This window comes from Flavobacterium sp. (genome assembly GCF_043780635.1).
Classification (GTDB): Bacteria; Bacteroidota; Bacteroidia; order Flavobacteriales; family Flavobacteriaceae; genus Flavobacterium.
This window is the reverse complement of sequence record NZ_JAYWCK010000125.1, coordinates 1-26,920: the sequence shown is the minus strand read 5'-3', so window position 1 is coordinate 26,920 and position 26,920 is coordinate 1. Positions and strand designations below refer to the sequence as shown.

Here is a 26,920-nt window from a genome sequence, read left to right as displayed (position 1 = left end):
AAATAAGCCCCAATTAGTAATAAAATGGGGCTTTTAGCTATATTTGTACGGGTTAATGGTAGTAAGGCGTTTAAAGCGTTTAAAAATGATACTAGCGATGGTAGTTCAATGGAAGTAAACGGTAGATAAATGCACCTTTTAATTTTGGAGTGTTTTAGACCTTTTTTGTCGTGAAGTATTGATTTTGTTGAGTTTTTCGACATTTTTTATATTACTTACTTATGTATGTTTTATTTTATAGCCCTTATATTTTAAAATTTAAAATTGTAATAATTATTTTATTAGTTTTATCATTCTAATCTAAAAATCAAAATGTTATGAAAAAATTAATTCTGTTATGCTTACTTTTTGTTTTTTCAGGAACTTTTTATGCACAAGATTCTAAAACAAAACAGGAACCAGCTAAAAAAGAAACAACTAAAAAGAAATCAGGTTATGATTACAACAAAGATGTCCCTGTAAAAGCTACGAAAAAAGAGGCAGCTTCTAAATCAACAACTACTTCTAAAGAATCAGTTAAAAAAGAAACTACCAAAAAGAAATCAGGTTATGATTACAACAAAGATGTACCTGTAAAATCTACAAAAAAAGAAACTTCAGCAAAAGCATCTACATCCAAAGAATCAGTTAAAAAACAAACCACCAAATCTAAATCGGGTTATGATTACAACAAAGATGTACCTGTTAAATCTACAAAAAAAGAAACGACTACTAAATCAACTTCAACAAAAGAAACTTCTAAAGCTAAACCAGTAACAAAAAAATCTGAACCAAAACTTAAAGAATCTAATGAAAAAGCACCGAAAACACCAGATAAAGTAACCGGAGAATACAAGGGTAAAAAAGTGTACACCGGTCCTAGAGGAGGAAAATATTATATCAATAAAAACGGGAATAAAACCTATATTGAAGACTAATATTTAACAGAAAAATTAAGCTGTCCAGAAAGTACAATTTTGGGCAGTTTTTTTATACCATAACTTAATACTATGGTAATAGTTTATAAATACATGCCCATCACTCAATATGTATCTTTAGAACTTGAAAACATTATAGATATACTGATAAATGACTTTAAGTTCTACTAATAAAACCATCTTGATTACTCCTTTAAATTGGGGTTTGGGTCACGCTACGCGATGTATCCCGATTATTAAAGCATTACTGGAGAATAATTATATTCCGATTATAGCCTCCGATGGAATTGCGTTAGAGTTATTGCGAAAAGAGTTTCCATACATAAAAACGCTTAAATTACCTTCGTATCAAATTGAATATGCTAAAAACGGCAAGAATTTTAAATGGAAACTATTGCAAAATTTTCCGAAAATGATGAAAGCTGTTCTGAACGAAAAAAAATTGGTCAAAAAATGGGTCAAAAAATACGATATTGGAGGCATTATTTCTGATAACAGATTAGGTGTTTTTAGCAAAAAAGTGCCTTCGGTATTTATCACCCATCAATTAAATGTGATGACGGGAAACACTACTTGGATTACAAGCAAACTGCATCAGCACATTATAAAAAAATACAAAGAATGTTGGGTTCCAGATGTTGGAGAAACTCCAAATTTGACTGGAAAATTAGGTCATTTAGAAAAGGCTGATTTTGAATTAAAATATATTGGCCCTTTGAGCCGAATGCAAAAAAAAGAGACTGCCAAAGTATATGATTTAATGATAATTCTTTCGGGACCTGAACCTCAACGTGGCCTGTTGGAAGAAAAATTGAGAAAAGAAATTCAGAATTATAGCGGTAAGATTGTTTTTATAATGGGAATTATAAAAAGAGTACAAAAAAAGGAACAGATTGAGAATGTCACCTATTACAACTTTATGAATACGCGACAACTCGAACGAACATTTAATGAAAGTGAAATTGTGCTCTGTCGTTCTGGCTACACCTCAATTATGGACTTGGTAAAACTAGAGAAAAAAGCATTTTTTATTCCAACTCCAGGTCAGTTTGAACAAGAATATTTAGCCGAAAAATTAGAAAAAGAAGGTTTGGTTCCTTACGCAAAACAAGATGATTTCAGGATGGAAAATTTATCAGCAATAAACAATTATAAAGGATTAACAGGATTTGTTAACGCTATAGATTGGGCGCTATTATTCGAAGTATTTGAGAAATAAATCAACCTTAATTTTGATATCATTGAAAAACCCGAATTACACTAAATTGGTATAATTCGGGTTTAAATATTCAGGATAAAACAACTCTATAAGTTCAGGTCTTCGTGTTTGTCGTGCTTTATTATTTTGGCATTTACCATAAAATGAACATACTCGGCGATATTAGTGCAATGCTCAGAAATACGTTCCAAATGTTTCAACACAATAACAAGATTAGTTCCAGAAACAACAACTTTTGAATGTGATTTCATTTCTCCAATAATTCCATCTATTGCATCATCCCCTTGCTTCTTGATTGTACTATTCAAAAGAAAAACTTCTCCAATAGTAATTTCGTCACGTGTCAAGTAGCATTCATTAGTTTTTATGGTAATTAGCTCAACTTGTTTGGCCAAATCACCTATTTCAAACTTGGCTATTAAATCGTGTTTGTCTTTAATATTTTTTGCTCTTTTAATAACGCTAACCGCTAAATCACCAATTCGTTCAATCTCATTGCTAATTTGCATTGCTGCCATAATAAAGCGTAAATCTGAAGCCACTGGTTGTTGTAAAGCAAAAATACTTTGACAAATTTCGTCGATTTTTACGTCTAATTTATCAATTTTACTTTCCGTTTTTCTTACTTCTTTTCCTTCAATAGGCTCAGACAGTAATGCTTTTACAGATTCACTTACTTGGTTTTCGGCAAGATTGCCAATTTTAATAATTACGCTTTTTAGTCTTTCTAGTTCTATTTCAAAGTGTGTCATATAATATACGATTTTAGAGATTGGATATGGGATAAAAGATTTTGAATACTAATTATCCGAATCGTCCCGTGATATAATCTTCTGTTTGTTTTTGTTCTGGTTTTGTAAATATAGCATTTGTTTTGCCAATTTCTATTAATTCTCCAAGATAAAAGAATGCTGTATAATCGCTTGTTCTTGCTGCTTGTTGCATATTATGAGTTACAATAATTATAGTGTATTGTTCTTTTAATTCGTGAACTAATTCCTCAATTTTCGAAGTAGAAATTGGATCTAAAGCACTCGCAGGTTCATCCATCAAAATAATGTCTGGGCTTACCGCCAATGTTCTTGCAATACACAAACGCTGTTGTTGCCCACCAGAAAGTCCCATCGCTGAATCGCCTAATCTGTCTTTTACCTCATCCCAAATCGCAGCTTGTCGTAACGAAGTTTCTACAATTTCATCTAATTCATTTTTGGCTTTGATTCCGTTAATTTTAGGACCATAAGCAACATTTTCATAAATAGATTTCGGAAACGGATTTGATTTCTGAAAAACCATCCCAATTTTTTTTCTAATATTAACAACATCTACGTTCTTATCATAAATATCAACCCCTTCAACAAGCATTTGCCCTGTTATTTTTACGCTAGGGATAAGATCATTCATTCTATTGATACATCTCAAAAACGTTGATTTTCCACAACCTGACGGTCCAATTAATGCAGTAACCTTATTTCGTGGAATCTCAAGTGAAATTTCTTTCAATGCCTGCTTTTCTCCGTAGTATAATGATAAATCTTTTACTTCTATTTTTATGTTTTTCATTGTAATTATTGTTAAGTCTAAAATATAAATTATTAGTTAGAATTTTGAATTATTTTGCTTTTCTTCTAATTCTTGATCTAATAATTACCGCAACCAGGTTTAATGATAATGTAAGGATTAACAGTACTAATGTAGTCGCAAATTGTATTGGCATTGTTTTTTCAACATCTGATGATTGAGTTGACATAATATAAATATGATATCCCAAATTCATAAATTGATCGCTCAAAGATTTTGGCAAAGTGGCTAAATAGTAAGCCGCTCCTGTAAACAAAATGGGAGCAACTTCTCCAGCACCTCTGCTTACTGCAAGGATTGTTCCAGTCATAATTCCTGATATTGAACCTGGAAAAACAACGTTTTTTATAGTTTGCCATTTGGTTGCACCTAATGCTAAACTCGCTTCTCTTAATTCCCGAGGAATTGTTTTTAAAGCTTCTTCGACTGAAACGATAATTACGGGAAGCGTTAACAACGACATGGTAAGACTCGCCCAAAGAATATTGGGTTGCGCCCAATGTAATTGGCCACCATTAAAGGTTTTGTCCATACCTGAGCCAACAAATTGGATGAAAAAACCAAGACCAAAAAGTCCAAATATAATAGAAGGTACAACTGCTAATGTTCGAACTGAGAAACGAACTGCCGCAGCAATTTTAGAATTTTCCTTGGCATATTCTGTCAAATAAATTGCTGTTATTGTTCCAAAAGGAACCGCAGCAATCGACATTACAACCACTAAAATAAAGGTCCCTATCAAGGCAGGAAATATCCCTCCTTCGGTCATTCCATTGGTTGGAAAAGAACTTATGAATTCCCAAGAAAATTTCTCGCGACTTTCATAAACAATTATTCCCAATATAATAACCAGAATGGCAACAATCAATAAAACCGCTACTTGAGTGATGCCAACAACCAGCTTTCCTTTTATGTCAACACCCTTTTTTTTGTTGGAAAAAAATTGGTTTCCTGTTTCGTTTATCGTTGTTTCCATAATTATTTACCTTGGAATTTTTTGATTAATCTGCCTTTTACATAAAATTCTGCAACGGCATTTAATGCAAATGAAAAAATGAAAAGCAATGATCCAATAAAAAACAAAACGCTGTAATGGGTTTCTCCAAAAACAGTTTCTGCCATTTCTGCACCAATGGTTGCGGCAAATGTTCGCACACTTTCAAAAGGATTTGCTGATAAAAGAGCTGCGTTTCCTGTTGCCATAAGTGCAATCATAGTTTCACCAAAAACACGGCCAATACCTAAAAGCAATGCGGCAAAAATTCCGGGAGTTGCTGCAGGCAAGATCACAAAAAAAGCAGTTTGCCATTTGCTTGCTCCCAATGCTAAACTTGCTTCGGTATAGGTCTTTGGCACTGCTGATAGTGCATCTTCGGAAATGGTGTAAATAATTGGAATTGCTGCTAATGCCATAGCAACTCCTCCTATAAAAGCATTCAATCTAGAATCGTATCCAAATATATCTTGAAAAAAAGTAGCTAAAACTATCAATGCAAAAAATCCAATTACTACTGATGGAAAAGCAGCAAGCATTTCTATGATAGGTTTTATAATTTCCTTTGTTCTTTTAGAAGCAAAACAAGAGGTATAAAGTGCTGCCAATATAGACAAGGGCCCAGCTATAAGCATTGCAATTATGGTAACTTTTAATGTTCCTATTAGTAACGCTATTAAACCAAATCTTGGGTTATCTGACACAGGAACCCATTCAGTGGTAAAAAAAGTACTCCAGGTTTTGTCTGCACCTTCATTATTTTGCGAAACTTCTTCCGGAGCTTCATTAGATGTAGCTTCAACAGTTGGCTCCGCTTTTACATCACCGTATGTTTCTGGTTTTAAATCCTCTTGGGTTACAGGCTCAGAACCATAAGTTTCAGGCTTTAAATCTTCCTGAGTTACTGGTTCAGACCCATAGGTTTCGGGTTTTAATTCTTCTGCTGGTTCAGAACCGTATGTTTCTGGTTTCAATTCCTCGGTAGGAGTTGAGCCGTAAGATTCTGGTTTTGAATCTGAAGATATTTCTGTTTTTACAGCTTCCTTTTTACCAAAATTAAAAATGGGTAATGACTCTTTAAAAACAAAAACAAAAATTAAAACGATGATTGTAATAGACAGAAAAGCAACCGATGAAATAATTTTCTCTGCAAGAAACTCGGAAAGCCTGAATTGTTTTTTCAGGCTTTCTTTGGTAAAATTATTTTTTAGTGGAAATTGGGAATTCATTGATATTCTTTAAGAATTCATACTTTTTTAAATGCAAAATTATCCCTCACCAGAACCTCTAGTGAGGGATAATGCAAAGTTATTATTTTAAGGGGAAATAACCAGTTTCAACAACTAATTTTTGTCCTTCTGGACTTAATACCCAATCAATAAAATCTTTTGTTTCTCCAGTTGGTTTTTCCCTTAGATACATATACAAGTATCTAGAAATAGGATAGGTTTTATCTTTAATAGTTGCCGCTGAAGGCAAAACTCCTTCGCTTTGAGCATCTTTTTTTACCTTACAGTCTTTAACTCCTTCAGCATAAGCTGCTCCGCCATAGCCAACACTATATTTGTCTTTGTTTACTGCATTTACAATAGCGGCTGTACCTGGCAATGATTGTACATATTTAGAAAAATCTCCTTTAACGACATGCTCTTTAAAGAATTCGAAGGTTCCTGAGCTACTTTCCCTTCCGTACAAACGAATTTTAGCATCATCACCTCCAACTTCTTTCCAATTCGTAATTTTCCCTGAATAAATATTCCCTAATTGTTCTATAGTCAATTCTGAAACCTTGTTTTCTTTATTTAAGAAGACTGACAAACCATCCTTAGCGCAAGCAATTTCTAACACATTTGCTTTATATTTTTCCTTTATCTGATCCATTTCTCCTGGTTTGATGGGACGACTTGCATTTGCAATATCAGTCGAACCATTGATTAGGGCTGCAATACCAACACCCGAACCTCCTCCAGTTACCTGAATGGTCGTTTTAGGATTTTTTTTCATAAATCCTTCAGCCCATTTTTGTGACAAAATCACCAAGGTATCTGAACCTTTCACAGTGATTTTTTTCGATTCGTTAGAGCCACATCCAATTACTATTAAGACTAATAATAGAGTTGCTATTTTTAATTTTGTTGTTTTCATTTTTTTAAAGTTAAATATTTTTATTAAAAGTTAAACTGCGCTTGCAATCTTAACAAATTTCCTTGTTGTCTGTTGTTTTTAAGCGCGCTGTCTTCAAATGTTCTATCTGCAATAACCCATTCTGCAACTAATTCAAATGCTTTGATTGGTTGCCATTCTATACCTAATTCGTAATCTCTTACTATATAACTTCTAGAGTCTTTCTCAAATTTTTTCCCTCCGTCATAATACTGAAACTTTGCGAATGGAAACAATATCATTTTTTTTGTTATATCCCATTTATAGTTCAAAGTTACATAACCTCCTTCTAAATTAGACACATCAACCGTATTAGTAACCTTATCATAACGTGGACCTTTACCAATGTTATATTCTGTTTGAATACCAAATGGTTTTGGATACAAAACAAAGGTAGCTCCAACTCTTTGATCCACTGTATTTAGTCTATTAGGAGTTGTCACTCCTGTCGATAATTCATTGGTGAAAGCCCATTTCCCAGTATAAGCTTGTATTCCTGGCTCTATTATTTGATTCCCAATTACAAAAGGGTAAGTTATCCTGGAAACAACGTGTAAATTCCTATTAGCCTCTGATCTATTTGCAGTTTGCCCATTATATACTCCAAATGCAAACACACCATAATCGCCAGAGCCTTTGTATCCGTCTTTTACTAGCATCGCAAAACGTTCTCTAATTTCAGCTGGAGCCCAATAAAAAAATGCACCTAAATCTCTTTCATTGGCGACAGCACTATTCAAAGCATCGTTACGATCCAATGTCAAACGATTTTGGCTCGATTGCATGTTTTCAAAACCATAGGGCACTTTGCTTTGACCTAACCTAACTCTGAATTCTCTTTTTTTGTCAAAAGAAATGTCAGCATAGGCATCTCTGAGTTGCACAAAATGATTGACTCCCGAACTTGGCGAGCTAGCAAAATCAGGTTGAATATAAACATATACATTAGGATGAACTTGTCCCGAAAATATGATACGAGCTCGTCTTATAAAAAATCCATTGTTAGATTTTGCGTCTGGAGCTGTTGAAGTTGTTCCCCAAGATCTGTCGCATTGATCACAAGACACTTTGTCGTTAGTAGAAAACAATCCGTTGTATCTTACCTGAACATATCCTCGTATTGAAATTTTGTTATACCAAGCCTCTTTTTCGGCTTTCTCTTTATCTAACTTTTCTTTTGAAACTTGCTTTTCCTTTTCCACTTGCTTTTCCTGATTAACGGAATTGATGGAGTCTAAAATACGTACTACTTCTTTTTTGATTTCGTCTTTCTTTACCTCTTGTGCTTTTGCAACAAATGCGCCTAATAATAAAAACACCAATATTATTTTTTTCATTCTCGGTTGATTTGATTAATATTTGGTGCAAAGGTGATGAGCCAATGTTAAGTTAATGTTAACTCAATGTTATTTAGATGATAATTTAATGTTAATAGGTTATTTCTTAGTTAAATCTAAAATCATTTTTACGGAGAAAAGTCACATAATAACCTCATAATTAACTATTTAAAAAAAACACAATTTAAACATCACGAAAAGTTTAATTTAGTTTTTGAAATAACATAATTAGACTCATGATCTATACCAAATTCAATCTCAACAATTGACAAATAGAATAAAGAACTTCCCAATTATGAAGCAAATAACAAAAGAAACTGTAGTGATTAATAATGAAAAAAGATCTTATTTATCAAACCATATGCTAGCACCGTATCAAATTCATCAGCAAAATAAACTAACAATGAAAACGTATAAAAATAAAAACAGCATCAAAAACGTTTTTGATGCTGTTTTATTTATTTAAAATTATCTAATAATCTATATCGATTATTTGTGGGTAGTCATATTATTTTACTGGAAAATATCCTGTTTCAACTACTAGTTTTTGTCCTTCTGGACTTAAAATCCAATCAACAAAAGCTTTAATCTCTCCTGTTGGTTTTGATTTCAAATACATATACAAGTATCTTGTAATTGGATAAGTATGATTTTTAATTGTAGCTGCTGTTGGCAAAACTGCAGGACTTTTGTCATCTTTCTTTACAGCACAATCTTTTACTCCTTCAGCATAAGCAGCTCCGCCATACCCAATGGCATATTTATCTTTTTTCACTGCATTCACAATAGCGGCAGTTCCAGGCAAAGTTTGACAGCTTGGAGAATAATCTGTTTTCACTACGTTGTCTTTAAAGAAACCGAAAGTTCCAGAACTACTTTCTCTGCCGTATAATCTAATTCCCGCATCAACTCCACCAACTTCTTTCCAGTTAGTAATTTTTCCGGCGAAAATTAATCCAATTTGTTTTACTGTAAGTTCAGAAACTCCGTTGGCTTTATTAAGATAAACTGACAAGCCATCTTTAGCGCAGGCAATTTCAACTCCTAGAGTATTATATCTTGCTTTCAACTTATTAACTTCAGAAGCTTTTATAGGACGACTTGCATTTGCAATATCTGTAGAACCGTTAATCAAGGCAGCAATTCCAACTCCTGATCCGCCACCTGTAACTTGAATTGAAGCATTTGGATGACTCTTCATATACACTTCAGCCCATTTTTGTGACAAAATAACCAAAGTATCTGAACCCTTTACTGTGATTTTTTCTATAGCAGTAAAAGAAAATCCTATTGTCATTACGACTAATAAAATTGTTGCAATTTTTAAATTTTTCATTTTCATTTTTTTATTTTTATTTTTTTATACCTAATTTATTAAAAAGAAGCTTGTAATCTAAGTGTGAAAGTATTATCGTGTTTATCTTGTTTGTAATCTGCTCCTGCATTTTGCGATTTTTCATTAATTGGCATTGTATAACTAGCCATTAATTTAATATTTGTATTATAGTAATACTGCCATGCATATGTCCAGTTATTGTATTTTAGATCATCTTTCTTAGTAACGGCATCTCCAGACAATTTTGTGTTTGGATCAAAACTATCAAACCTCAAAGAAGCTTCATTACTCTTGCCTACATTTTTAACTAATGAAATATAACATCCTTCAACATTTCTTACTTTATTGGCATTGAACAAAGTATTAACTTGAGCAGTATTGGTTGTTCCAGAATAAGTACCTCTAATGTATTCCCCTTTTAAAGACATTCCTCCAAGGAAATCATAATATACTTGCATCTCGGCACCAAACAATTCTTTTTTCAATTTTTCACCTACAATAGGAGTAAATAGATTATTATTCACATCAGAAAACACTGTTGGCGGTGTTGTTTGAGCAATTACCGTAGTAGTCCCAAGATAAGTATGACCTCCAAAATCTATACCTAACCCTTTGCTAGGAATTTTGAAAGAATAAACCGCTCTTGCCATTATATCTTTTGCATTATCAACGTCTTTTGATTGATTAGCTAAAGCTCCTTGCCCAAAGTTACCGTTAAATACAGCAACTTGAACTTTTAAAGGAAAATTAAACTTTGTAACAAAATCAGCCTCTAATTTTGCCCCTTGATCTCTTTCTGACGGATACAGCGTTCTTGTCATCAAAGATCTTTCGGCAAATTCTCTTGACGCTGAAGAATATTCTACCTCATAAGTTAGTCTATTAAATTGACCCACAGTTAAAGAAAAAGTATTAAGCCAACGGTCATTCAACTGAACATAAGCGTCTTTCAATGTAACTTGATGTACTTCAAAGTTTGGACACAACACAAAGTTTACGCCATCAATAGGTTTATAAGTAAATTTAACCCTTGCTCTTCTAATATAGAATGAATTGTCTTCATAAGATGTTCCAGAAGGGACTAGTATACCGTGTTGCCCCCCGTCAGAAGCCCAGTAATCGTACATTTCGTATTGTGCTTGTATATAACCCGTAATTTTAATTTTTGATATTTCATCAAGAATAGATTCTGCAGCAGACAATCTTTCGTCTAATCCTGAGACTCTCATTGAATGTTCGTCTACTATTTGTTTTAATGAATCGATACTTACTGTTTTAATAGTATCATTTTCAACCTCTTGTGCTTTGGCCATAAATGCGCCTAATAATAAAAACGCTAATGTGATTTTTTTCATTCTTAGTTGTGTTGATTAATTTATTGGTGCAAATGTCCAACTACAATGTTAAGATAACGTTAACTCCGTATTAATCAAATGTTATTTTAATGTTAAACAGAATATTATTGTTAATTTATAGTTAAAAATTTAGTTTTTATCTTACACTATTTACTTTTAGAATAGAAAGATTTAATGGGGGAAACCCTTTGATTCCTTATCTTACCTACGAAATGGAATTTTACTATATAGAATTTTTGTAAAAATAAAAAAGCCTGTAAAAAATAAATTTTTACAGGCTTAAAGGTATTAAAAAATATTTAATTTTTGATAACTCTAACTGATTTGCTGATGTTGCCTTGTTTTAAAACTACAATATAAACTCCTGAAGTATACCCATTACCAATTTCTTGATTGTTGATTTCTTCATATTTTACATTACGAGATTCTAATAATCTACCTGTAAGATCGTAAGCTGCAACTTTTACATTTTCATCACTAGATGAGAAGTAATTAAGTTTGAAACTGTTTGCAGATGGATTTGGATATACAACTAAAGAAAATTCTGAACTTGCTATGAAATTATCGGTTCCAAGACTAGCATCAGTAAAATCAGCACCTGTCAAAGCTATAGAACTTGCTGCTGGTCTGTAATCTAAATTAGTATATATACTCCCGTCTGCCGTGTTGTATGGCAATGTCAAGATTCCTGCATTTGTAATTGGAGTTGATAAACCCGTATTATTGGATGCGTTAAACCAGGTAGCAATGTTAAAACTTGCGTTGTGTGTACCTGTGGTGCTTATTTGAACAATTTTGGCGGTGGTTGTTATTCCAGCTAAAATGTTGCTCTTGAAAACCAATTGGCCACTTACAGCATTAGCCTCTGCAGCTCCATTGGCAGCCGTTCCGGAATTATCAATATGCAAACCTTCTAAATAATCCATAAATATGGAATTGAAGATTTTTAATTTCGTGTTCTTTCTTAAACGAGCAGCTCTTTTGTAAGCTCCTGCTGGCATTGTTCCTCCGTTTGCCAAAGTTGATCTGTATGCTGGCCCTATCATTGTACAGTTAGAAAAAATAGCACTTGTAATTGGAGCTGAACTATCTCCAGTGGCATTATTATCAGATTCAAATCCTTCTGATGTTGAAACTAATGGATTATCAGCAATGTTTGGGTCTCTTACTCCTAAACAAAATTGAACACTCCCGCTAAATCCATTATCAGTATCAAAATCATCATCAAGTCCTCTAAAGGCTACAAGGTGTTTACAGTTTACCGCTCCACCAAACCATTCGAATGAATCATCATTGGCATTGGATACTTGAACATAATCTATCGTTGTTCCTCTACCAACAGCTCCGAAAGTCAAACCGTTTATTTCCTGGTTTGCAGCATAAACATAACCTCCATATTCTATTCGAACATATTGTAATGTTCCAGAATTGTCATTGTCATCTGGTGTTAAACCTCCTCCAAATTGAGTGTCTGCACTTGCAGCAATACCTTCAATATTGTTTACACCATTATTAATATTGTAAGAACCTTTACCAAGTAAAACAACACCTCCCCAATCGCCTTTGTTTCTTGAACCTACTGCGTTATCAGAGGTGAAAACAATTGGGCTTGTTGCAGTTCCTATTGCCATAACTTTGGCTCCTTTGGTTACAAACAAACCAGCTCCTGTAGCTGTATGGTCCGCACGGATAACTACGCCTGGCTCGATGGTAAGGGTAGCATTGTTTTTTACATAAATTTGACCTTTAAGGTAGTAGGTATTTCCTGCTGTCCAAGCGGTATTTGTTGTGATACTTGCCGTTACATCTACATTTGGTGTAGGATATACAGCATTTTGTGGGTCGTAGTTTGTCCAAGAATCTGTCCACATTGCAGCTGGAGCTGGTGCAAATGCACCTCTATAGCTAGTTGCAGTAATTTGTGAAAAGCTTGTAAGCCCTGCTAATAAAAGCATCGATAAAAAGTAAAATTTCTTCATTGTGTTTTTTATAAGTTATTAAGCAAAACTAGACTTGATATGTAATTTCAAGGTTATCTAAATAATATTGAAATGTCATTATTAAGTTACCTAATTGTTAACTTCATAAAGAATCTAGAAATCAATCTAAAGAGCAGCCTCCATTTTCTTTTAGAAAAATAATTAAACAAACTCTTAAATAAAAAAACCTTGAAGTTAGACTTCAAGGTTATCAATAATTATAGTGTTTTAAAGAGTTTTAATAAATCAATTCCTTTAAAAATTATAATATATCCCTAATGAAAGTGTTGGTCCAAATTTTGTTTTCCAAACAAGATCATCTTCTTGACTGTTGTATCCATTTTTGTTTTGAGAATCTCCGGTGAAAACTTTGTTCACAAATGCAGAAAATCCTGTAATTTCTGTTGTTCCAGACAAATCATTATTTTGGTAAAAATCCAGATCCTGAGCTAGTGCATTCTGAACATTAAATCTAAATTCCAATTTGTCTTTAAAAAAGAATTTGGCCAATTGTAAATCTAATAATGTTCTGCTTTTTTCCCAAAATGCAGGAGTTTCATCTCCTTGAACTTGGTTTCCGTGAATGGCAATTCTGTTGCCAATTCTATTCATATTTGCCGAAAAAGACCATCCTAATTCTTTATTCATATATTGAAGACCCGCATTAAAAACATAAGGGGACTGACCCTGCAAAGGCGTATCTACAAGTGTAACTGAACTAACTAAATTAGAAATATCAACTTTGGAACGAATGATGGCCAAATTTGTAAAAAGGGTTAAATCATTTAGAGTTTTAGAGTTTTCTGAACCAAACATAGAACTTAACAAAGTTCTGTACTCTATCTCCATTCCATAATTTGTTCCAGATAGAGCGTTTTTGTATTGATTTGAGTTATTAGCTTGCGCTTGTAATTCTATCGGATTTGTAAAATCTTTATAGAATGCTGAAACAGAAAATAACTGCGCTTTCCCCGGGAAAAATTCGTATCTTAAATCCGCATTAACAATTTCTGTGATTTTCAATGTTGGATCTCCAGAAGTATTCATTCTTGTAGCATTATCATAAAACAGAAAAGGCGCCAATTCTCTAAATTCTGGTCGATTAACCGTTTTTGAGGCACTCAATCTAAGATTTTGTTTTTTTGTAAGACTATAAATAATATTCACCGATGGTAAAAAATCAAGCTGAGTATCATCTACTGAGACAGGTTCTCCTGCGTCTGATTTGGAATGTAATTGTTGAGAATAATTTTCTAATCGAGCTCCCCAAACTAATCTTAACTTATTGAAAATATTGTCTATCATCAAATAGCCGGCGTCTAAATTCGATTCGGCAGTATAGCTGTCATTCCCTTTTGTACCGTCGAACAGTGTTAATCCACTTAATTTTGGTCCCAAAATCCCCATATTTGCAGCGTTAAAAATGGTAGCATTGGTTTGCGTAGGTATGGCCGATGAAAAAGTCGAATCTCCAAAGTTTACACCTCCTATTTTTCCATTAAAAGGAATATATCCTAATTGTCTTGCCGCGAAATTTCTATTTCTTGATTGTGTAATTCCACCTATTTTTATGTCTGTGGTGTACCCTTTTGGGAAATTAAATTTCTTGCTAATATCAACTTTTGTGCTATAAATGTCTTCTTTATTATCTTGTGTATAAATAGAACCTGGATAGTCAGCTCCAACATTATTTATAGAAAAATTGGCCGTAGGTGTTGATTGGGTTCCGTCATCAAATTTTATGTATACATAGGTATTACGTCTTTCACTTGGCACAAGCCTGCTTACATCACTAAAAGAGCCTACCCAATTTATTTTTATCTTGCTCTTTGGTAAAAAATGTTCTCCTGCCAATTGACCTGTATAAATATTATTTTTGATATAAAGTCTGTTGGTTTGACTAAGCCATAATGGGTCGCTTTCTTGACTTAAACTACCATTTCTATCCATCACCCTACTTTCTGAACTAATACTATATAAGTTTTTGAAACTAAAAGAGTTATTGGTATTTAATTTCAAGGCTAAATTTACAATAGCACCCGAAAGTTTTTGTACATTGTAGGTTTGGTCTAATTGATTCGTTACTACTACACCAGGTGCATCATAGGTCTTTCTGAAGGTTTCATTGTAATTATTCGTAACACTGTTCGAAAGGGAAACAACTAACCCCAAACTTTCGTCACCATTAAATTTAAAATATCTTCCTAGTGTATATTGAAAACTAGTATTTGGGTTAAATTTTTTGTTGTCCAAATTCCAATCCGTTTGATAATTCTTTGCCAAAGCTGCTATTTGTTGAATGCTGCTTTCTGTTTTTGTACTCTGCAGTGCTTGAAAAGTGGCAACATTAGGAAAATAAGAAGGCAATGCTGATTTTATATCTTTAGAATAAAGTTGGTTTTTACCTGTTGTAATGGTATTATATCCTGTTCCTATAGCAATTGTTTGAAAGTTTTTATCCGGCGTTGCCTTAGTGGTAATCTCTATAACTCCTCCAGCAAATTCGCCTGGTAAATCTGGGGTTGCTGTTTTGTTAATAACCAAGTTGTCAATCATATTGGCAGGAAATATGTCAAAAGAAAAAGCTTTTCGGTCTGGCTCTGTACTTGGAAGTGGAGCACCATTCAAATAAGTAGTGTTGTATCTGTCGTTCAAACCACGAATAATAACGAATTTATTGTTCTGAATACTTGCGCCACTAATACGTTTCAACACATCCGACGCAGTTTTGTCTGGAGTTCTTTTGATGCTTTCGGCAGATATTCCGTCAGAAACTCTAACGCTGTTTTTTTGCATTGTCAAAAGCGATTTTACAGATTCTGCCTTGGCTTTAACGGTTTTTACAACAACCTCATCAAGAACACCATTCATTTCAGCTAAAGAAACAGTTAATACCGTAGCCTCCTTATCTATAACTTCAACCTCAGAAATTATTTTTGTTGAAAATGAAAATAACGAAAATTGTAAATCATATTTTCCGGCTTGCATTTTTCTAAAGCTAAATTTTCCTTCTGCATCTGTAGTAGTGGCTAATTTTGTTCCTACTATTGAAACAAGAACGCCTGGTAATGGTTTTCCTGTAGATTCTTCTATAACGGTTCCTTTAATAATGGAAGATTCATCTATATTATTTGAGGTGGAAGAAGAAATTTTTGCTTCTGCAACGTTAGAAACTGTACTTTCTGCAATATCAGAATTTTGAGAAAATACAGAGGAAACAAAAAATAAAAAGGAGATAAGGAAAGATAATTTCATTGAAATATTATTGATTAAAAACTCTAAAATATTGCAACAAAAGTACTTTTTAAGAAAATCTTGAATGTTAAATATAGATTAACAAATTCTTACAAAATAATCCATAAGTTAACTTATTGTAAGCTAAACTATAATTTTTCGTAAAATACCTTTCCTAAATTAATTCCTGATGATAGTTGAAGTTTTAACGATAATTTTCCAAATTAAAAAAAAGATGACAAGTGAGGTTATTCATCATTTGAAAACATTTCACAAAAAAACTCGGTCAAAATAAATTAAACGAGTTTTCTTAGAAATATTTTAAAATTAAAAAAAGGTTGTTTTACCTGTTTTTAGTACAATTAATCTATTATTTCCAAATTGTCCTGTTGGAATTTTTTTAGCGTAAAGGAAAATTCTGAACCAATCCCAAATTCACTTTCTACATATATCTTTTCTTTGTGGGCTTCAATTATATGTTTTACAATAGCGAGACCTAGACCAGAACCGCCTTCTGAACGTGAACCACTTTTATCTACACGATAAAAACGCTCAAAAAGTCGTGGAATGTTTTGTCTCTCAATCCCTTCCCCATTGTCACTTATTCGAATAAGCACTTTTTTCTTAGTCAAATTAATCACACTGACTTCGGTTAAACCACCTTCTTTACCATACTTAATGGAATTCACAATCAAGTTTTCGAGGACTTGCTGAATTTTGTCTTTGTCTCCTTTTACAAAAATGGGTTGAATATGATAATTATCGAATGCCAAAGTAATTTTCTTTTTGTCGGCTTTCATTTCTAATAAATCAAAAACGTTTTGAATCAGTTCGACAATATCGAATTCAGAAAATTCCAAATTCAAATCACCCACTTCAAGTTTGGTTATCATATCTAAATCTTCTACAATATAGATTAATCGTTCGACTCCTTTTTCGGCACGTTTCAAATATTTTTTTCGAATGGTTTTATCTTCCATCGCGCCATCAATAAGAGTAGATAAATAACCTTGTACGGTAAACAATGGTGTTTTTAATTCGTGAGAAACATTCCCCAAGAATTCTCTACGGTATTCTTCCCGCACTTTAAGCATTTCGATTTCCAGTTTCTTGTCAGTGGCAAACTTTTTAACTTCTCTGGTCAACGCTTCCATATCAGTTGTTATGGGTTGGTTTATAAAAGTACTGGATTCTAATAATGATATGTCATCATAGATTTTTTTTACCCTTCGATAAATAAATCGTTCCACCCGATATTGAATAACAAGGAATGAAAATATATAAATTATGACAATAAAAACAAGTCCAAAAGAAAGTATTGTTTTTAAAGGAAATTTGAACATCACTTTTGCCAATACTATTGCAAAAAACGCGGCAAAAAGGCTGATGTATAATGCAGAAATTACGGCAAACTTATAGGTTTTTCTAAAACTTATTTTCATTCTTTATATGATTTGCATTTAGTGCAAACATAACATTAAACCTCGAATTTATAACCAACTCCTTTTATGGTTTTGAAAAAATCTTCGCCAATTTTCTCCCGAAGCTTCCTGATATGAACATCTATAGTTCTTCCGCCTACAACAACTTCATTGCCCCAGACTTTGTCAAGAATTTCATCGCGTTTGAATACTTTTCCAGGTTTTGATGCCAATAAATAAAACAATTCAAACTCTTTTCGAGGTAAAGCAATTACAATATCGTCTTTTATGATTTTATATTCTTCGCGGTTTATTTCGATTCCACCTACATTTAGCGTTTCGCTATTTTTTTCCTGTTCTTTCAATCTGCGCAATAAAGCTTTAACTTTACTAACCAATAATTTTGGCTTAATTGGTTTAGTAATATAATCGTCTGCGCCGGCATCAAAACCTGCCATTTGTGAATAATCTTCGCTTCTGGCGGTCAAAAAAGTAATGATTACATTATTCAATTCAGGGATTTTTCTAATAATTTCACAAGCTTCCATTCCGTCCATTTCTGGCATCATTACATCCATAATAATGAGATCTGGCACTTCTTTTTTAGCTTTTATTATGGCTTCTTTTCCATTTGAAGCCGTGATGATCTGATAGCCTTCTTGAGAAAGATTATAACCAACTATTTCTAAAATATCTGGTTCATCGTCAACTAATAGAATCTTGGTATTTCGTTTTTTCATAATAGCACAATACTGCTTTTGGTTTGTAAAGGTAAATATAAAACAAAACCATTGAACGTATTAACCAATTTATAATAAGTTAACGATTTGGTAATACATTCAAAACAAATTAGTAACACAGAAATAAAAGTTCTACTGCTATTTTGTAAAAAAGCTTTGCAGTTATAAGAAAAAAGAATGCAGATTTAATAGATAGCCAAGTCAATAATTCTTATAAAACTAATTTAAAAATTCAAAGATTTAATTTCAAAACCTTATTATTAAAATAAATCTCAACTTGTGTTTTTCCAAAGCAAATCATGTTCATCTGTGTGTTGTTTTTGTTAATTTTCTTATAAATATTCCTCGTAAACGCAATTTTATTTATTTTGGTATACAATTTGAAATGTTTTTTTATATCTTTACTATTCCAAATCGAAATGATGGCAAAAAATTACTTTTATATTATTACTTTATTGGTTTTGTTCTTCTCTATGAGCACCTCAGCTCAAGAAGCAAAGCAAACCGCTAAACTTCAAGAAACTTCAATCATTGAAGGTTTAAACTTGTACCCAAACCCTGTTAGCAATGGTAAAGTATATATTACTTCAAAAAATGACTTGGAAAAGGAAATAATCATTTTTGATGTTTTGGGTAAAAAAGTACTTCAAACAACAATAAGTTCAAAAGAACTTGGCATTTCTAATCTGTCTCCAGGCGTTTACATTATTAAAATAAACGAAGGTGATGCCACTGCAACTAGAAAATTAATAGTCAGATAGTTGTATTTCTGAAAACAGAAAATCTGATAACTAAAAATCAATATACAATAAATAAATAATCACATATTTTTCTAAAACTCCAATTGTAAAGTTGGAGTTTTTTTTTGGATCATTACGAATAATAGTCGGAACTTTTTTACAAATAGCCGATGAAATGCAAATTAAATGGGTCAAAACGTTACATTTTTTTTAAATTTTATTTTTTTTTAAGAAAATACTCATTATATTTGTTACTCAATTTTAAATTCACCCCAAATGAAAAAATTTTACACATTACCTATTATTTTATTGGCTTTTTTGTCTTTTGGACAAACACCAATTAGCCTGATTGGAGTAAACGTTCCTTATAGTGAAGACTTTAACGGAATGGGTTCAACTCAAACTGATTTTATTCCTGGATGGACTGCAATTAATGTTGCTAATGGAGCAACGCTAACAATGGCAGTCACTGATGGCTCAGCAAGTGTTGGAAATGTTTACAATGTTGGTGCAGTTGGCTCTGAAGAAAGATCTTTTGGTACTTTGGCAGATGTCTCTATCGTTCCTGCAATTGGCGCAGTATTTACTAATAATACTGGAGGTACTGTTTCGAAAATTGCAATTCAGACTAGAATGGAGCAGTGGAAAGAATCTGACAATACTGGTATAAATGAGACTGTAGCTTTTTCTTATAGTTTAGATGCTACAAGTTTAAACACAGGAACTTGGACTACTGTATCTGCTTTGGATTTAAAAGAGAAATTAACCGCTGCAACTACTAATCTTGCTGTTAATGGAAATTTATTAGCAAATTACACAAATCTGGCTAACATAATTACTGGATTGAATTGGACTAACGGAACAAATCTATGGATTAAATGGATGGACGTTAATGATGCCGGAAGCAATGGATTATATGCAATTGATAATTTTACCATTAGTGTTAGTGAAGCTACTTTAGGACTTAAGCAAAACACAATTACTGGTTTAAATATGTATCCAAATCCAGTCTCTAATGGCACTTTATATATCACTTCTAATAGTAGTGAAGAAAAAAAGGTTTCAGTTTATGATGTTTTAGGGAAACAAATTTTAGAGTCTAAAACTTCAAATAATGCTGTAAATGTTTCTACACTAAATAGCGGTGCTTACATTGTAAAAATCACCGAAAGTGGAAAAACAGATACGAGAAAATTAATTGTTCAATAATAAATTACGGTATATTTTCTAAAAACTCCAATTGTAAAGTTGGAGTTTTTTTTATTTAATTACTTTTGCATAAAAACAATTCTTGATTCCTACTCCTGACATATTTTCCATTTCGAGCCAAAAGCAATTTGAAAAAATAGCGCTCAAGACATTTCGTTTTCAATACCAAAACAACTTGGTCTATCGAGAATTTTGCGATTTTCTGAAAACCGATATTCAGAAAGTAAAATCATTGGAGCAACTTCCGTTTTTACCTATTCAGTTTTTTAAAAGTCATCACGTGGTTTCCAATAAAAATCCAGTTGAGGAAACCTTTACCAGCAGCGGAACGACCGGAATGGCAACCAGCAAGCATTTGGTTACCGATGTTTCCCTATATGAAGAAAGTTATCGAAAAGGTTTTTCTCAATTCTATGGCAATATTGAAGATTACGTGGTTTTGGCTTTGCTTCCATCTTATTTGGAGCGGGAAGGTTCGTCCTTGATTTATATGGTCGAAGATTTAATCCAAAAGACCAACAATCCCGAAAGTGGTTTTTATCTGCACAATCACGAGCAACTAATCGAAAAACTAACCCGATTGGATTCTTCTGGTCAAAACGTGATTTTGATAGGCGTCACTTATGCTTTGTTGGATTTAATCGAGAAACATCCGTTCCAATTGCAAAATACCATTATTATGGAAACAGGTGGAATGAAAGGCCGCAGAAAAGAAATGATTCGGGAAGAATTGCACGAACAACTTTGCCAAGGTTTTGGCGTCACATCCATACATTCTGAATATGGAATGACTGAATTGTTGTCGCAAGCTTATTCGTTGGGAAATGGCGTGTTTGAATGCCCTTCCTGGATGCAAATCCTCGTTCGCGACACTGGAGATGCTTTGACTTATGTTGCTGAAGGAAAAACGGGCGGAATCAATGTGATAGATTTGGCCAATATTAATTCCTGTTCGTTTATCGCCACGCAGGATTTGGGCAAAAAAAATCCCAAACAACCTGCCTGCCGGCAGGCAGGCTCTTTCGAGGTATTGGGACGTTTTGATAATTCTGATATTCGAGGTTGTAATTTGATGGTTATTTAACCCGAATCACAAAATAGTTTTTCTTTCCGCTTTGCAATAATAAAAACTGGTTATTGATTAATTCTTTGGTAGAAAGCACGAATTCTTCGGTTACTTTTTCTTTGTTTACCGAAATTGAATTGGCAATCAAGGCTCGTCTTGCTTCACCATTTGATTTTAGAAATCCAGTTTTCACGTTTAAAATTTCCACAATATTGATTCCTGCTTCAATTTCACTTCTGTTGATTTCCGCTTGTGGAACACCATCAAAAACATCTAAGAAAGTAGCTTCATCCAATTGTTTTAAATCATCCGAAGTCGAATTCCCAAACAAGATATTCGACGCTTTTATGGCGTTTTCCAAGTCTTCCTTGGAATGAACCATAACCGTAATTTCCTCAGCCAAACGCTTTTGCAATAAACGCAAATGCGGAGCTTCTCTATGTTTCTCGATCAAATCCTGAATTTCATCTTTCGATAAAAAAGTAAAAATCTTGATATATTTTTCAGCATCAACATCCGAAGTGTTCAACCAATATTGGTAAAATTTATAAGGTGAAGTTCTGGCTGAATCCAACCAGATATTCCCACCTTCGGATTTTCCAAATTTTGTTCCATCTGCTTTTGTAATCAAAGGACAAGTCAATGCGTATGCTTTTCCGCCAGCTATTCTTCGTACTAATTCGGTTCCGGTGGTGATATTTCCCCATTGATCACTTCCACCCATTTGTAGCGTACATTTTTTCTCTCTGTACAAATGTAAAAAGTCATATCCTTGAACCAATTGATACGTAAACTCAGTGAAAGACATTCCTTCGGCAGCTTCAGAAGACAAACGTTTCTTTACAGAATCTTTCGCCATCATATAATTTACGGTGATATGTTTGCCGACATCGCGAATGAAATCCAGAAAAGAAAAATCTTTCATCCAGTCGTAATTATTCACCAATTCCGCCGCATTTGGTGCATCGGATGTAAAATCTAAAAATCGGGACAATTGTCCTTTTATGGCTTCTTGATTGTGTCGCAAAGTAGTTTCGTCCAATAAATTTCTTTCGTTCGATTTCCCTGAAGGATCCCCAATCATTCCTGTCGCACCACCCACTAATGCTAATGGTTTATGGCCGGATAATTGAAAATGCTTCAATAACATTACACCTACTAAATGTCCGATATGCAATGAATCGGCAGTTGGGTCAATTCCCACGTATGCCACGCGCATTTGTTCCATCAAATGTTCTTCTGTGCCGGGCATAACATCGTGGAGCATTCCTCTCCAAGTGACTTCTTCAATAAAATTCTTCATCTTTTTAATCAATTTGCGCAAAGATAAAATTTAAAGTTGATTCGGTTAATTGTTTATTCGGTTAATTGAGAAAATAATTCGCAATTCATAACTCCTATTTCGTAAATTCGCAGGATGGTTTTAGTCACGGGAGGAACAGGATTAGTCGGCGCACATTTAGTACTTCATTTAATTGAAAATGGAGAAAATGTCCGTGCTATTTATCGAAATTTGGAATCCATTCAAAAGACAAAAGATCTTTTTTTACTTTACAAAAAGGAAAATTTATTCGAAAAAATAGACTGGATTCAAGCCGATGTTATTGATGTTCCATCCTTGGAAATTGCATTTGAAAACGTAGAATACGTTTATCATTGTGCTGCCTTGATTTCGTTTAACCCAAAGGATGAGGATTTACTTCGAAAAATCAACATCGAAGGAACAGCAAATATCGTCAATTTTTGCGTTGCCAAAGCCGTAAAAAAACTCTGTTTTGTGAGTTCTATTGCAGCACTTGGCGATTTGAAGGAAAACGAAAAAATCATTACCGAAGAAGCGGAATGGAATCCCGAGAAGCCACATAGCGATTACGCAATTTCTAAATATGGCGCCGAAATGGAAATTTGGAGAGGACAACAGGAAGGTTTAAATTCGGTAATTATTAATCCCGGTGTTATTCTTGGCCCAACTATTTGGGAACAAGGAAGTGGAATTCTTTTTAAGAGAATCGAAAAAGGTTTTCCTTTTTATACCAAAGGAATGACGGGATTTATTGCCGTGACTGATGTTGTTAAAATTGCAGTAGAATTGATGAAAAGCGATTTAATAAATGAAAGATTTACACTCATTGCTCAGAATATGGTCTTCCGAGATTTGTTTAATTCAATTGCTGACGCCTTAAATGTAAAAAGACCCGCAATTTATGCAAGTCCTTTATTAATAGAAATTTTTTGGAGAATAGATTGGTTTCTGTCAATAATTTTCAGGTGGAAAAGAAAGTTAAATCCAGCTACTGCCAAATCTTCTTATTCTAAAAATTTATATTCTAATGAAAAAATTAAAAAAACTTTAGGGACAGAATTTATAGATATTCATACTTATATAAAAGAAATTTCAAGTTTACGGTCTTAATTTTCTTTCTTTAACCTTCTTAATTGAATCAGCTTCTTTTGCAGTTTTAAGTTCTTTCTTTACCTTTTTGATGGAATCAGCTTCTCTTTTTATTTTCAGCTTTTCTTTCTTCTTTTTTAGTAAATCATCTTTCTTTTTTTTGTTCTTAATCAACGTTTCAACAAGAGATTTATTTTTATCCAATCGCGCCTTCATTTTTTCAAACATTTTATTATACTCTTCAGAATCAGCTGCATAGTAGATATTACTTTGGGCAAATTGAATGCTGTCAATTTTATATTTTTTAAAGATATAATCGTTTGCATTTATATTAAATGTATCCAAAGAAGTTGGATTTTGAATTTTTATAGCCTCTAAAAGCGATAAATCATACATAATGTTTACCATTTTCTCTTTTTCAATAAGATGATTTGGAGTCTTGATTATCTCTTTTTTACAACTTAAAAAAATTGATAAAACAATTAATAATGGCAGTATTTTTTTTATCTTCATAACATTATCTGTCAAATAATAATCGTTTTCCGGCACGAATATCTTTTACTTTAAAAGCTGAATAAACTAATTGTCCGTTAACAAAGGTATGGGTAATTCTTGATTTAAATGTATAGCCTTCAAATGGTGACCATCCACATTTAGCTAGAATATTTTCTTTCTTCACACTCCAAGGCAAACCTGAGTTTACAATAACTAAATCAGCATAATATCCTTCTCTGATAAACCCACGTTTCTCAATTTTGAAAATCTTGGCCGGATTATGACACATTTTTTCAACTATCTTTTCAATACTGATTTTTCCCTGATGATAGGCTTCAAACATTGCTACAACTGCGTGTTGCACGAGCGGTCCACCAGAAGGTGCTTTCAAATAAGGTTGTTGTTTTTCTTCTAAGGTATGAGGAGCATGATCCGTGGCAATCACATCAATTCTGCCGTCAATCAAGGCTTCCCATAGAACTTTTCGATCATTAGCAGTTTTTACGGCTGGATTCCACTTTATCAAATTGCCTTTGGCAGCATAATCGTCATTGGTAAACCAAAGATGGTGAATGCATACTTCAGCGGTAATTTTCTTGTCTTCCAATGGTATTTTATTGGTAAATAAATCCATTTCTTTTGCTGTGGAAAGATGAAAAACATGCAAACGAGCACCTGTTTTTTTAGCCAAAGCAATCGCTTTAGAAGACGAAATATAACAGGCTTCCTCACTTCGGATAAGATGATGTGCCGTTACGGGAATATCTTCTCCAAACTCTTCTTTATATTTCTTTAAATTATGCTTAATGGTATCTTCATCTTCACAATGTACAGCAATAAGCATAGGTGTACTTGAAAATATTCTTTCTAAAACAGCTTCATTATCAACCAACATATTTCCTGTCGATGAACCTAAGAATATTTTTATTCCTGCTACATTCTTCGGATTTGTTTTAAGAATTTCCTCAAGATTATCATTTGTAGCTCCCATCATAAACGAATAATTCGCATAAGATTTCTCGGAAGCAATAACATATTTCTGTTCCAAAATTTCCTGTGTTACTGCATTTGGAATCGTGTTAGGCTGTTCAATAAATGAAGTAATTCCACCAGCAACTGCAGCTTTAGACTCAGATTCTATGTCGCCTTTGTGAGTTAGTCCTGGCTCTCTAAAATGCACCTGATCGTCAATGGCTCCCGGAATTAAATAATTTCCTTCGGCATCAATAATCTTACATTCGGATGATTTTGCGCTAATGCTTCCCGAAATTTCGACAATTAAGTCGTTTTCGATTAAAACATCTCCTTCAAAAATGGTTCCTTCGTTTACTATTTTGGCATTCCTGATTAAAACCCTATTCATCTCTTTTCCCTTATAAGGTGTTAACTAATTTTTTTAATCGGAGCGCAATAACTCCTAAAACAGCTTCTTTAAAAATGGCACTGCTCATTTTTGACTGTCCTTTTGTTCTGTCAGTAAAAATAATTGGAACTTCGACGATGTCATAATTCTTGCAAAATGTTCTGTATTTCATTTCAATTTGAAAGGCATAACCAACAAATTTTATTTTATCTAAATTAATTCCAACCAAAACTTCACTTTTATAACAAATAAATCCTGCGGTGGCATCGTGAATTTTCATCCCTGTAACAAATTGCACATAAACTGATGCAAAATAAGACATTAACACACGGCTTAACGGCCAGTTTACAACATTTACCCCTGTTACATAACGGGAACCAATGGCTAAATCCGCTCCTCCAAAATGACAGGCATCGTATAGTTTTTCCAAGTCATTAGGATTGTGTGAAAAATCAGCATCCATTTCGAAAATATAATCATATTTATGTTCTAAAGCCCATCTAAAACCGTGGACATAAGCTGTTCCTAAACCCAATTTTCCTGTTCTTTTTTCTAAAAATAATCTCCCCTCAAATTCAGATTGAAGCATCATTACTTTTTCTGCAGTATGATCTGGCGAGTTATCATCAATGACAAGAACATGAAAAGGTTTATGTTGGGAAAGCACTGACCTAATGATGCTTTCGATGTTCTCAATTTCGTTATAGGTAGGAATTATAACAATACAATCGTTCATATTTTGAGTAATTTCAACGCAAAAGTAAACTTTTTATGCGATTTGATTTCATAATAAAATTATAATAAAAAGAATGAAGCAAAAAATTAGTAATTTTGCGTCGATATGATTGAAAACACACTTCATTTAAGGGTAATTGAGAACAAAGATTGGGCTACAATCTTGTTTGTGATTTCTTTCGCCACTATTGCACTTACAAAATCAGCTTTTGAGCATCGGTTTGCAGACTTTGCCAAATTAATTTATACAGATAAATATACAAACGTTTATAAAGACAGTAGCAACCTGATGAGTGGTTTTACCATTTCATTGTTTTTTGTACAAATTATCTCTTTAGCCTTCTTCATTCAACTTTCACTTTCCTTTTTTGGATATGCTTCAAAAACTGATTGGATTTTGTACATTCAAATAATTACACTCTTGATTTTCTTCATTTTATCAAAATTTTTAATCGAAAAAATTATTGCTACAGCTTTTCATATTGAGGAGTTTGTTGAACAATTTAACCTTCAAAAGGTTACTTTCAGAACCTATATTGGACTATTTATACTGCCAATCAACATTATTCTATTCTATAATGACACCATTTCGAGAAATTTTTTGATACTACTTATTGCTATTTTACTGACTGTAAACGCACTAA

Annotated in this window: 24 protein-coding genes; 8 read left to right on the top strand and 16 right to left on the bottom strand. The window is 33.1% G+C overall.

Annotated elements, in window-relative coordinates:
* The first annotated feature begins 317 nt into the window (after nt 1-317).
* Together ACH2BV_RS11535 and ACH2BV_RS11530 are read left to right on the top strand one after the other, a co-directional pair.
* The gene (locus ACH2BV_RS11535) at nt 318-917 is read left to right on the top strand and encodes a hypothetical protein (protein ID WP_395050883.1); all 600 of its coding nucleotides are present in this window, start codon (nt 318-320) and stop codon (nt 915-917) included.
* Between the two features lie 151 nt (nt 918-1,068).
* Nucleotides 1,069-2,136 carry a glycosyltransferase family protein gene (locus ACH2BV_RS11530; RefSeq protein WP_395050882.1) on the top strand — a complete coding sequence of 356 codons (1,068 nt, stop codon included), beginning with the start codon at nt 1,069-1,071 and terminating at the stop codon, nt 2,134-2,136.
* Nucleotides 2,137-2,222: 86 nt separating this feature from the next.
* Here ACH2BV_RS11530 and phoU read toward each other — a convergent pair whose 3' ends face one another.
* The 6 genes from phoU to ACH2BV_RS11500 form a co-directional block, all read right to left on the bottom strand.
* Nucleotides 2,223-2,888: a phosphate signaling complex protein PhoU gene (gene phoU, locus ACH2BV_RS11525; RefSeq protein WP_395050881.1), complete on the bottom strand. Its 666-nt coding sequence runs from the start codon at nt 2,886-2,888 to the stop codon at nt 2,223-2,225.
* 52 nt (nt 2,889-2,940) lie between these two features.
* Nucleotides 2,941-3,699 (bottom strand): phosphate ABC transporter ATP-binding protein PstB, encoded by a 759-nt coding sequence (gene pstB, locus ACH2BV_RS11520; RefSeq protein ID WP_395050880.1) that lies wholly within the window; start codon nt 3,697-3,699, stop codon nt 2,941-2,943.
* A 49-nt stretch (nt 3,700-3,748) separates the two neighbouring features.
* Nucleotides 3,749-4,693: a phosphate ABC transporter permease PstA gene (gene pstA, locus ACH2BV_RS11515; RefSeq protein ID WP_395050879.1), complete on the bottom strand. Its 945-nt coding sequence runs from the start codon at nt 4,691-4,693 to the stop codon at nt 3,749-3,751.
* 2 nt (nt 4,694-4,695) lie between these two features.
* Nucleotides 4,696-5,940, bottom strand: a complete 1,245-nt coding sequence (pstC, locus tag ACH2BV_RS11510; RefSeq protein WP_395050878.1) for a phosphate ABC transporter permease subunit PstC — start codon at nt 5,938-5,940, stop codon at nt 4,696-4,698.
* An 82-nt stretch (nt 5,941-6,022) separates the two neighbouring features.
* Complete coding sequence (locus ACH2BV_RS11505) at nt 6,023-6,856, bottom strand: phosphate ABC transporter substrate-binding protein (RefSeq protein WP_395050877.1); 834 nt, start codon at nt 6,854-6,856, stop codon at nt 6,023-6,025.
* A gap of 23 nt (nt 6,857-6,879) precedes the next feature.
* On the bottom strand, nt 6,880-8,211 hold the full coding sequence (locus ACH2BV_RS11500) for a porin (protein WP_395050876.1): 1,332 nt from the start codon (nt 8,209-8,211) through the stop codon (nt 6,880-6,882).
* Between the two features lie 295 nt (nt 8,212-8,506).
* Between ACH2BV_RS11500 and ACH2BV_RS11495 the strand changes: the two genes are divergently transcribed.
* Nucleotides 8,507-8,677: a hypothetical protein gene (locus ACH2BV_RS11495; RefSeq protein ID WP_395050875.1), complete on the top strand. Its 171-nt coding sequence runs from the start codon at nt 8,507-8,509 to the stop codon at nt 8,675-8,677.
* A gap of 42 nt (nt 8,678-8,719) precedes the next feature.
* On the opposite strand, the gene ACH2BV_RS11490 is transcribed toward ACH2BV_RS11495, so the two are convergent.
* The 6 genes from ACH2BV_RS11490 to ACH2BV_RS11465 all read right to left on the bottom strand — a co-directional run bounded on the left by ACH2BV_RS11490 (nt 8,720) and on the right by ACH2BV_RS11465 (nt 18,276).
* On the bottom strand, nt 8,720-9,547 hold the full coding sequence (locus ACH2BV_RS11490) for a phosphate ABC transporter substrate-binding protein (RefSeq protein WP_395050874.1): 828 nt from the start codon (nt 9,545-9,547) through the stop codon (nt 8,720-8,722).
* Nucleotides 9,548-9,585: 38 nt separating this feature from the next.
* Complete coding sequence (locus tag ACH2BV_RS11485) at nt 9,586-10,902, bottom strand: hypothetical protein (protein WP_395050873.1); 1,317 nt, start codon at nt 10,900-10,902, stop codon at nt 9,586-9,588.
* 299 nt (nt 10,903-11,201) lie between these two features.
* A complete protein-coding gene (locus tag ACH2BV_RS11480; protein WP_395050872.1) occupies nt 11,202-12,881 on the bottom strand; it encodes a T9SS type A sorting domain-containing protein in 1,680 nt (559 codons plus the stop codon).
* 255 nt (nt 12,882-13,136) lie between these two features.
* On the bottom strand, nt 13,137-16,136 hold the full coding sequence (locus tag ACH2BV_RS11475) for a TonB-dependent receptor domain-containing protein (RefSeq protein WP_395050871.1): 3,000 nt from the start codon (nt 16,134-16,136) through the stop codon (nt 13,137-13,139).
* A gap of 341 nt (nt 16,137-16,477) precedes the next feature.
* Nucleotides 16,478-17,557 carry a sensor histidine kinase gene (locus tag ACH2BV_RS11470; protein ID WP_395050870.1) on the bottom strand — a complete coding sequence of 360 codons (1,080 nt, stop codon included), beginning with the start codon at nt 17,555-17,557 and terminating at the stop codon, nt 16,478-16,480.
* A gap of 35 nt (nt 17,558-17,592) precedes the next feature.
* Nucleotides 17,593-18,276 carry a response regulator transcription factor gene (locus ACH2BV_RS11465; RefSeq protein ID WP_395050869.1) on the bottom strand — a complete coding sequence of 228 codons (684 nt, stop codon included), beginning with the start codon at nt 18,274-18,276 and terminating at the stop codon, nt 17,593-17,595.
* 422 nt (nt 18,277-18,698) lie between these two features.
* Here ACH2BV_RS11465 and ACH2BV_RS11460 point away from each other — a divergent pair, with 422 nt between their 5' ends.
* The 3 genes from ACH2BV_RS11460 (at nt 18,699) to ACH2BV_RS11450 (ending at nt 21,309) form a co-directional block, all read left to right on the top strand.
* Nucleotides 18,699-19,037 carry a T9SS type A sorting domain-containing protein gene (locus ACH2BV_RS11460; protein WP_395050868.1) on the top strand — a complete coding sequence of 113 codons (339 nt, stop codon included), beginning with the start codon at nt 18,699-18,701 and terminating at the stop codon, nt 19,035-19,037.
* A 255-nt stretch (nt 19,038-19,292) separates the two neighbouring features.
* Entirely contained in the window at nt 19,293-20,225 is a 933-nt protein-coding gene (locus tag ACH2BV_RS11455; protein WP_395050867.1) for a T9SS type A sorting domain-containing protein, read from the top strand.
* A gap of 82 nt (nt 20,226-20,307) precedes the next feature.
* Complete coding sequence (locus ACH2BV_RS11450; RefSeq protein WP_395050866.1) at nt 20,308-21,309, top strand: acyl transferase; 1,002 nt, start codon at nt 20,308-20,310, stop codon at nt 21,307-21,309.
* Here the strand turns inward: ACH2BV_RS11450 and tyrS are convergent.
* Nucleotides 21,302-22,594: a tyrosine--tRNA ligase gene (gene tyrS, locus ACH2BV_RS11445; protein WP_395050865.1), complete on the bottom strand. Its 1,293-nt coding sequence runs from the start codon at nt 22,592-22,594 to the stop codon at nt 21,302-21,304. The two genes, ACH2BV_RS11450 and tyrS, sit on opposite strands and share 8 nt — an antisense overlap.
* Before the next feature lie 114 nt (nt 22,595-22,708).
* On the opposite strand from tyrS, the gene ACH2BV_RS11440 reads away from it, so the two are divergent.
* Nucleotides 22,709-23,704, top strand: a complete 996-nt coding sequence (locus ACH2BV_RS11440) for an NAD-dependent epimerase/dehydratase family protein (RefSeq protein ID WP_395050864.1) — start codon at nt 22,709-22,711, stop codon at nt 23,702-23,704.
* Here the strand turns inward: ACH2BV_RS11440 and ACH2BV_RS11435 are convergent.
* Genes ACH2BV_RS11435 through ACH2BV_RS11425 form a run of 3 tightly spaced genes read right to left on the bottom strand, consistent with a single transcriptional unit; the run spans nt 23,693 to nt 26,277 of the window.
* Nucleotides 23,693-24,196, bottom strand: coding sequence for a DUF4296 domain-containing protein (locus ACH2BV_RS11435; protein WP_395050863.1), 504 nt, complete (start codon nt 24,194-24,196; stop codon nt 23,693-23,695). The two genes, ACH2BV_RS11440 and ACH2BV_RS11435, sit on opposite strands and share 12 nt — an antisense overlap.
* A gap of 4 nt (nt 24,197-24,200) precedes the next feature.
* Nucleotides 24,201-25,541, bottom strand: coding sequence for a dihydroorotase (locus ACH2BV_RS11430; RefSeq protein WP_395050862.1), 1,341 nt, complete (start codon nt 25,539-25,541; stop codon nt 24,201-24,203).
* 10 nt (nt 25,542-25,551) lie between these two features.
* On the bottom strand, nt 25,552-26,277 hold the full coding sequence (locus ACH2BV_RS11425) for a polyprenol monophosphomannose synthase (RefSeq protein ID WP_395050861.1): 726 nt from the start codon (nt 26,275-26,277) through the stop codon (nt 25,552-25,554).
* Nucleotides 26,278-26,382: 105 nt separating this feature from the next.
* Between ACH2BV_RS11425 and ACH2BV_RS11420 the strand changes: the two genes are divergently transcribed.
* The coding region (locus ACH2BV_RS11420) for a DUF4271 domain-containing protein (protein ID WP_395050860.1) at nt 26,383-26,920 on the top strand (538 nt) is incomplete at its 3' end.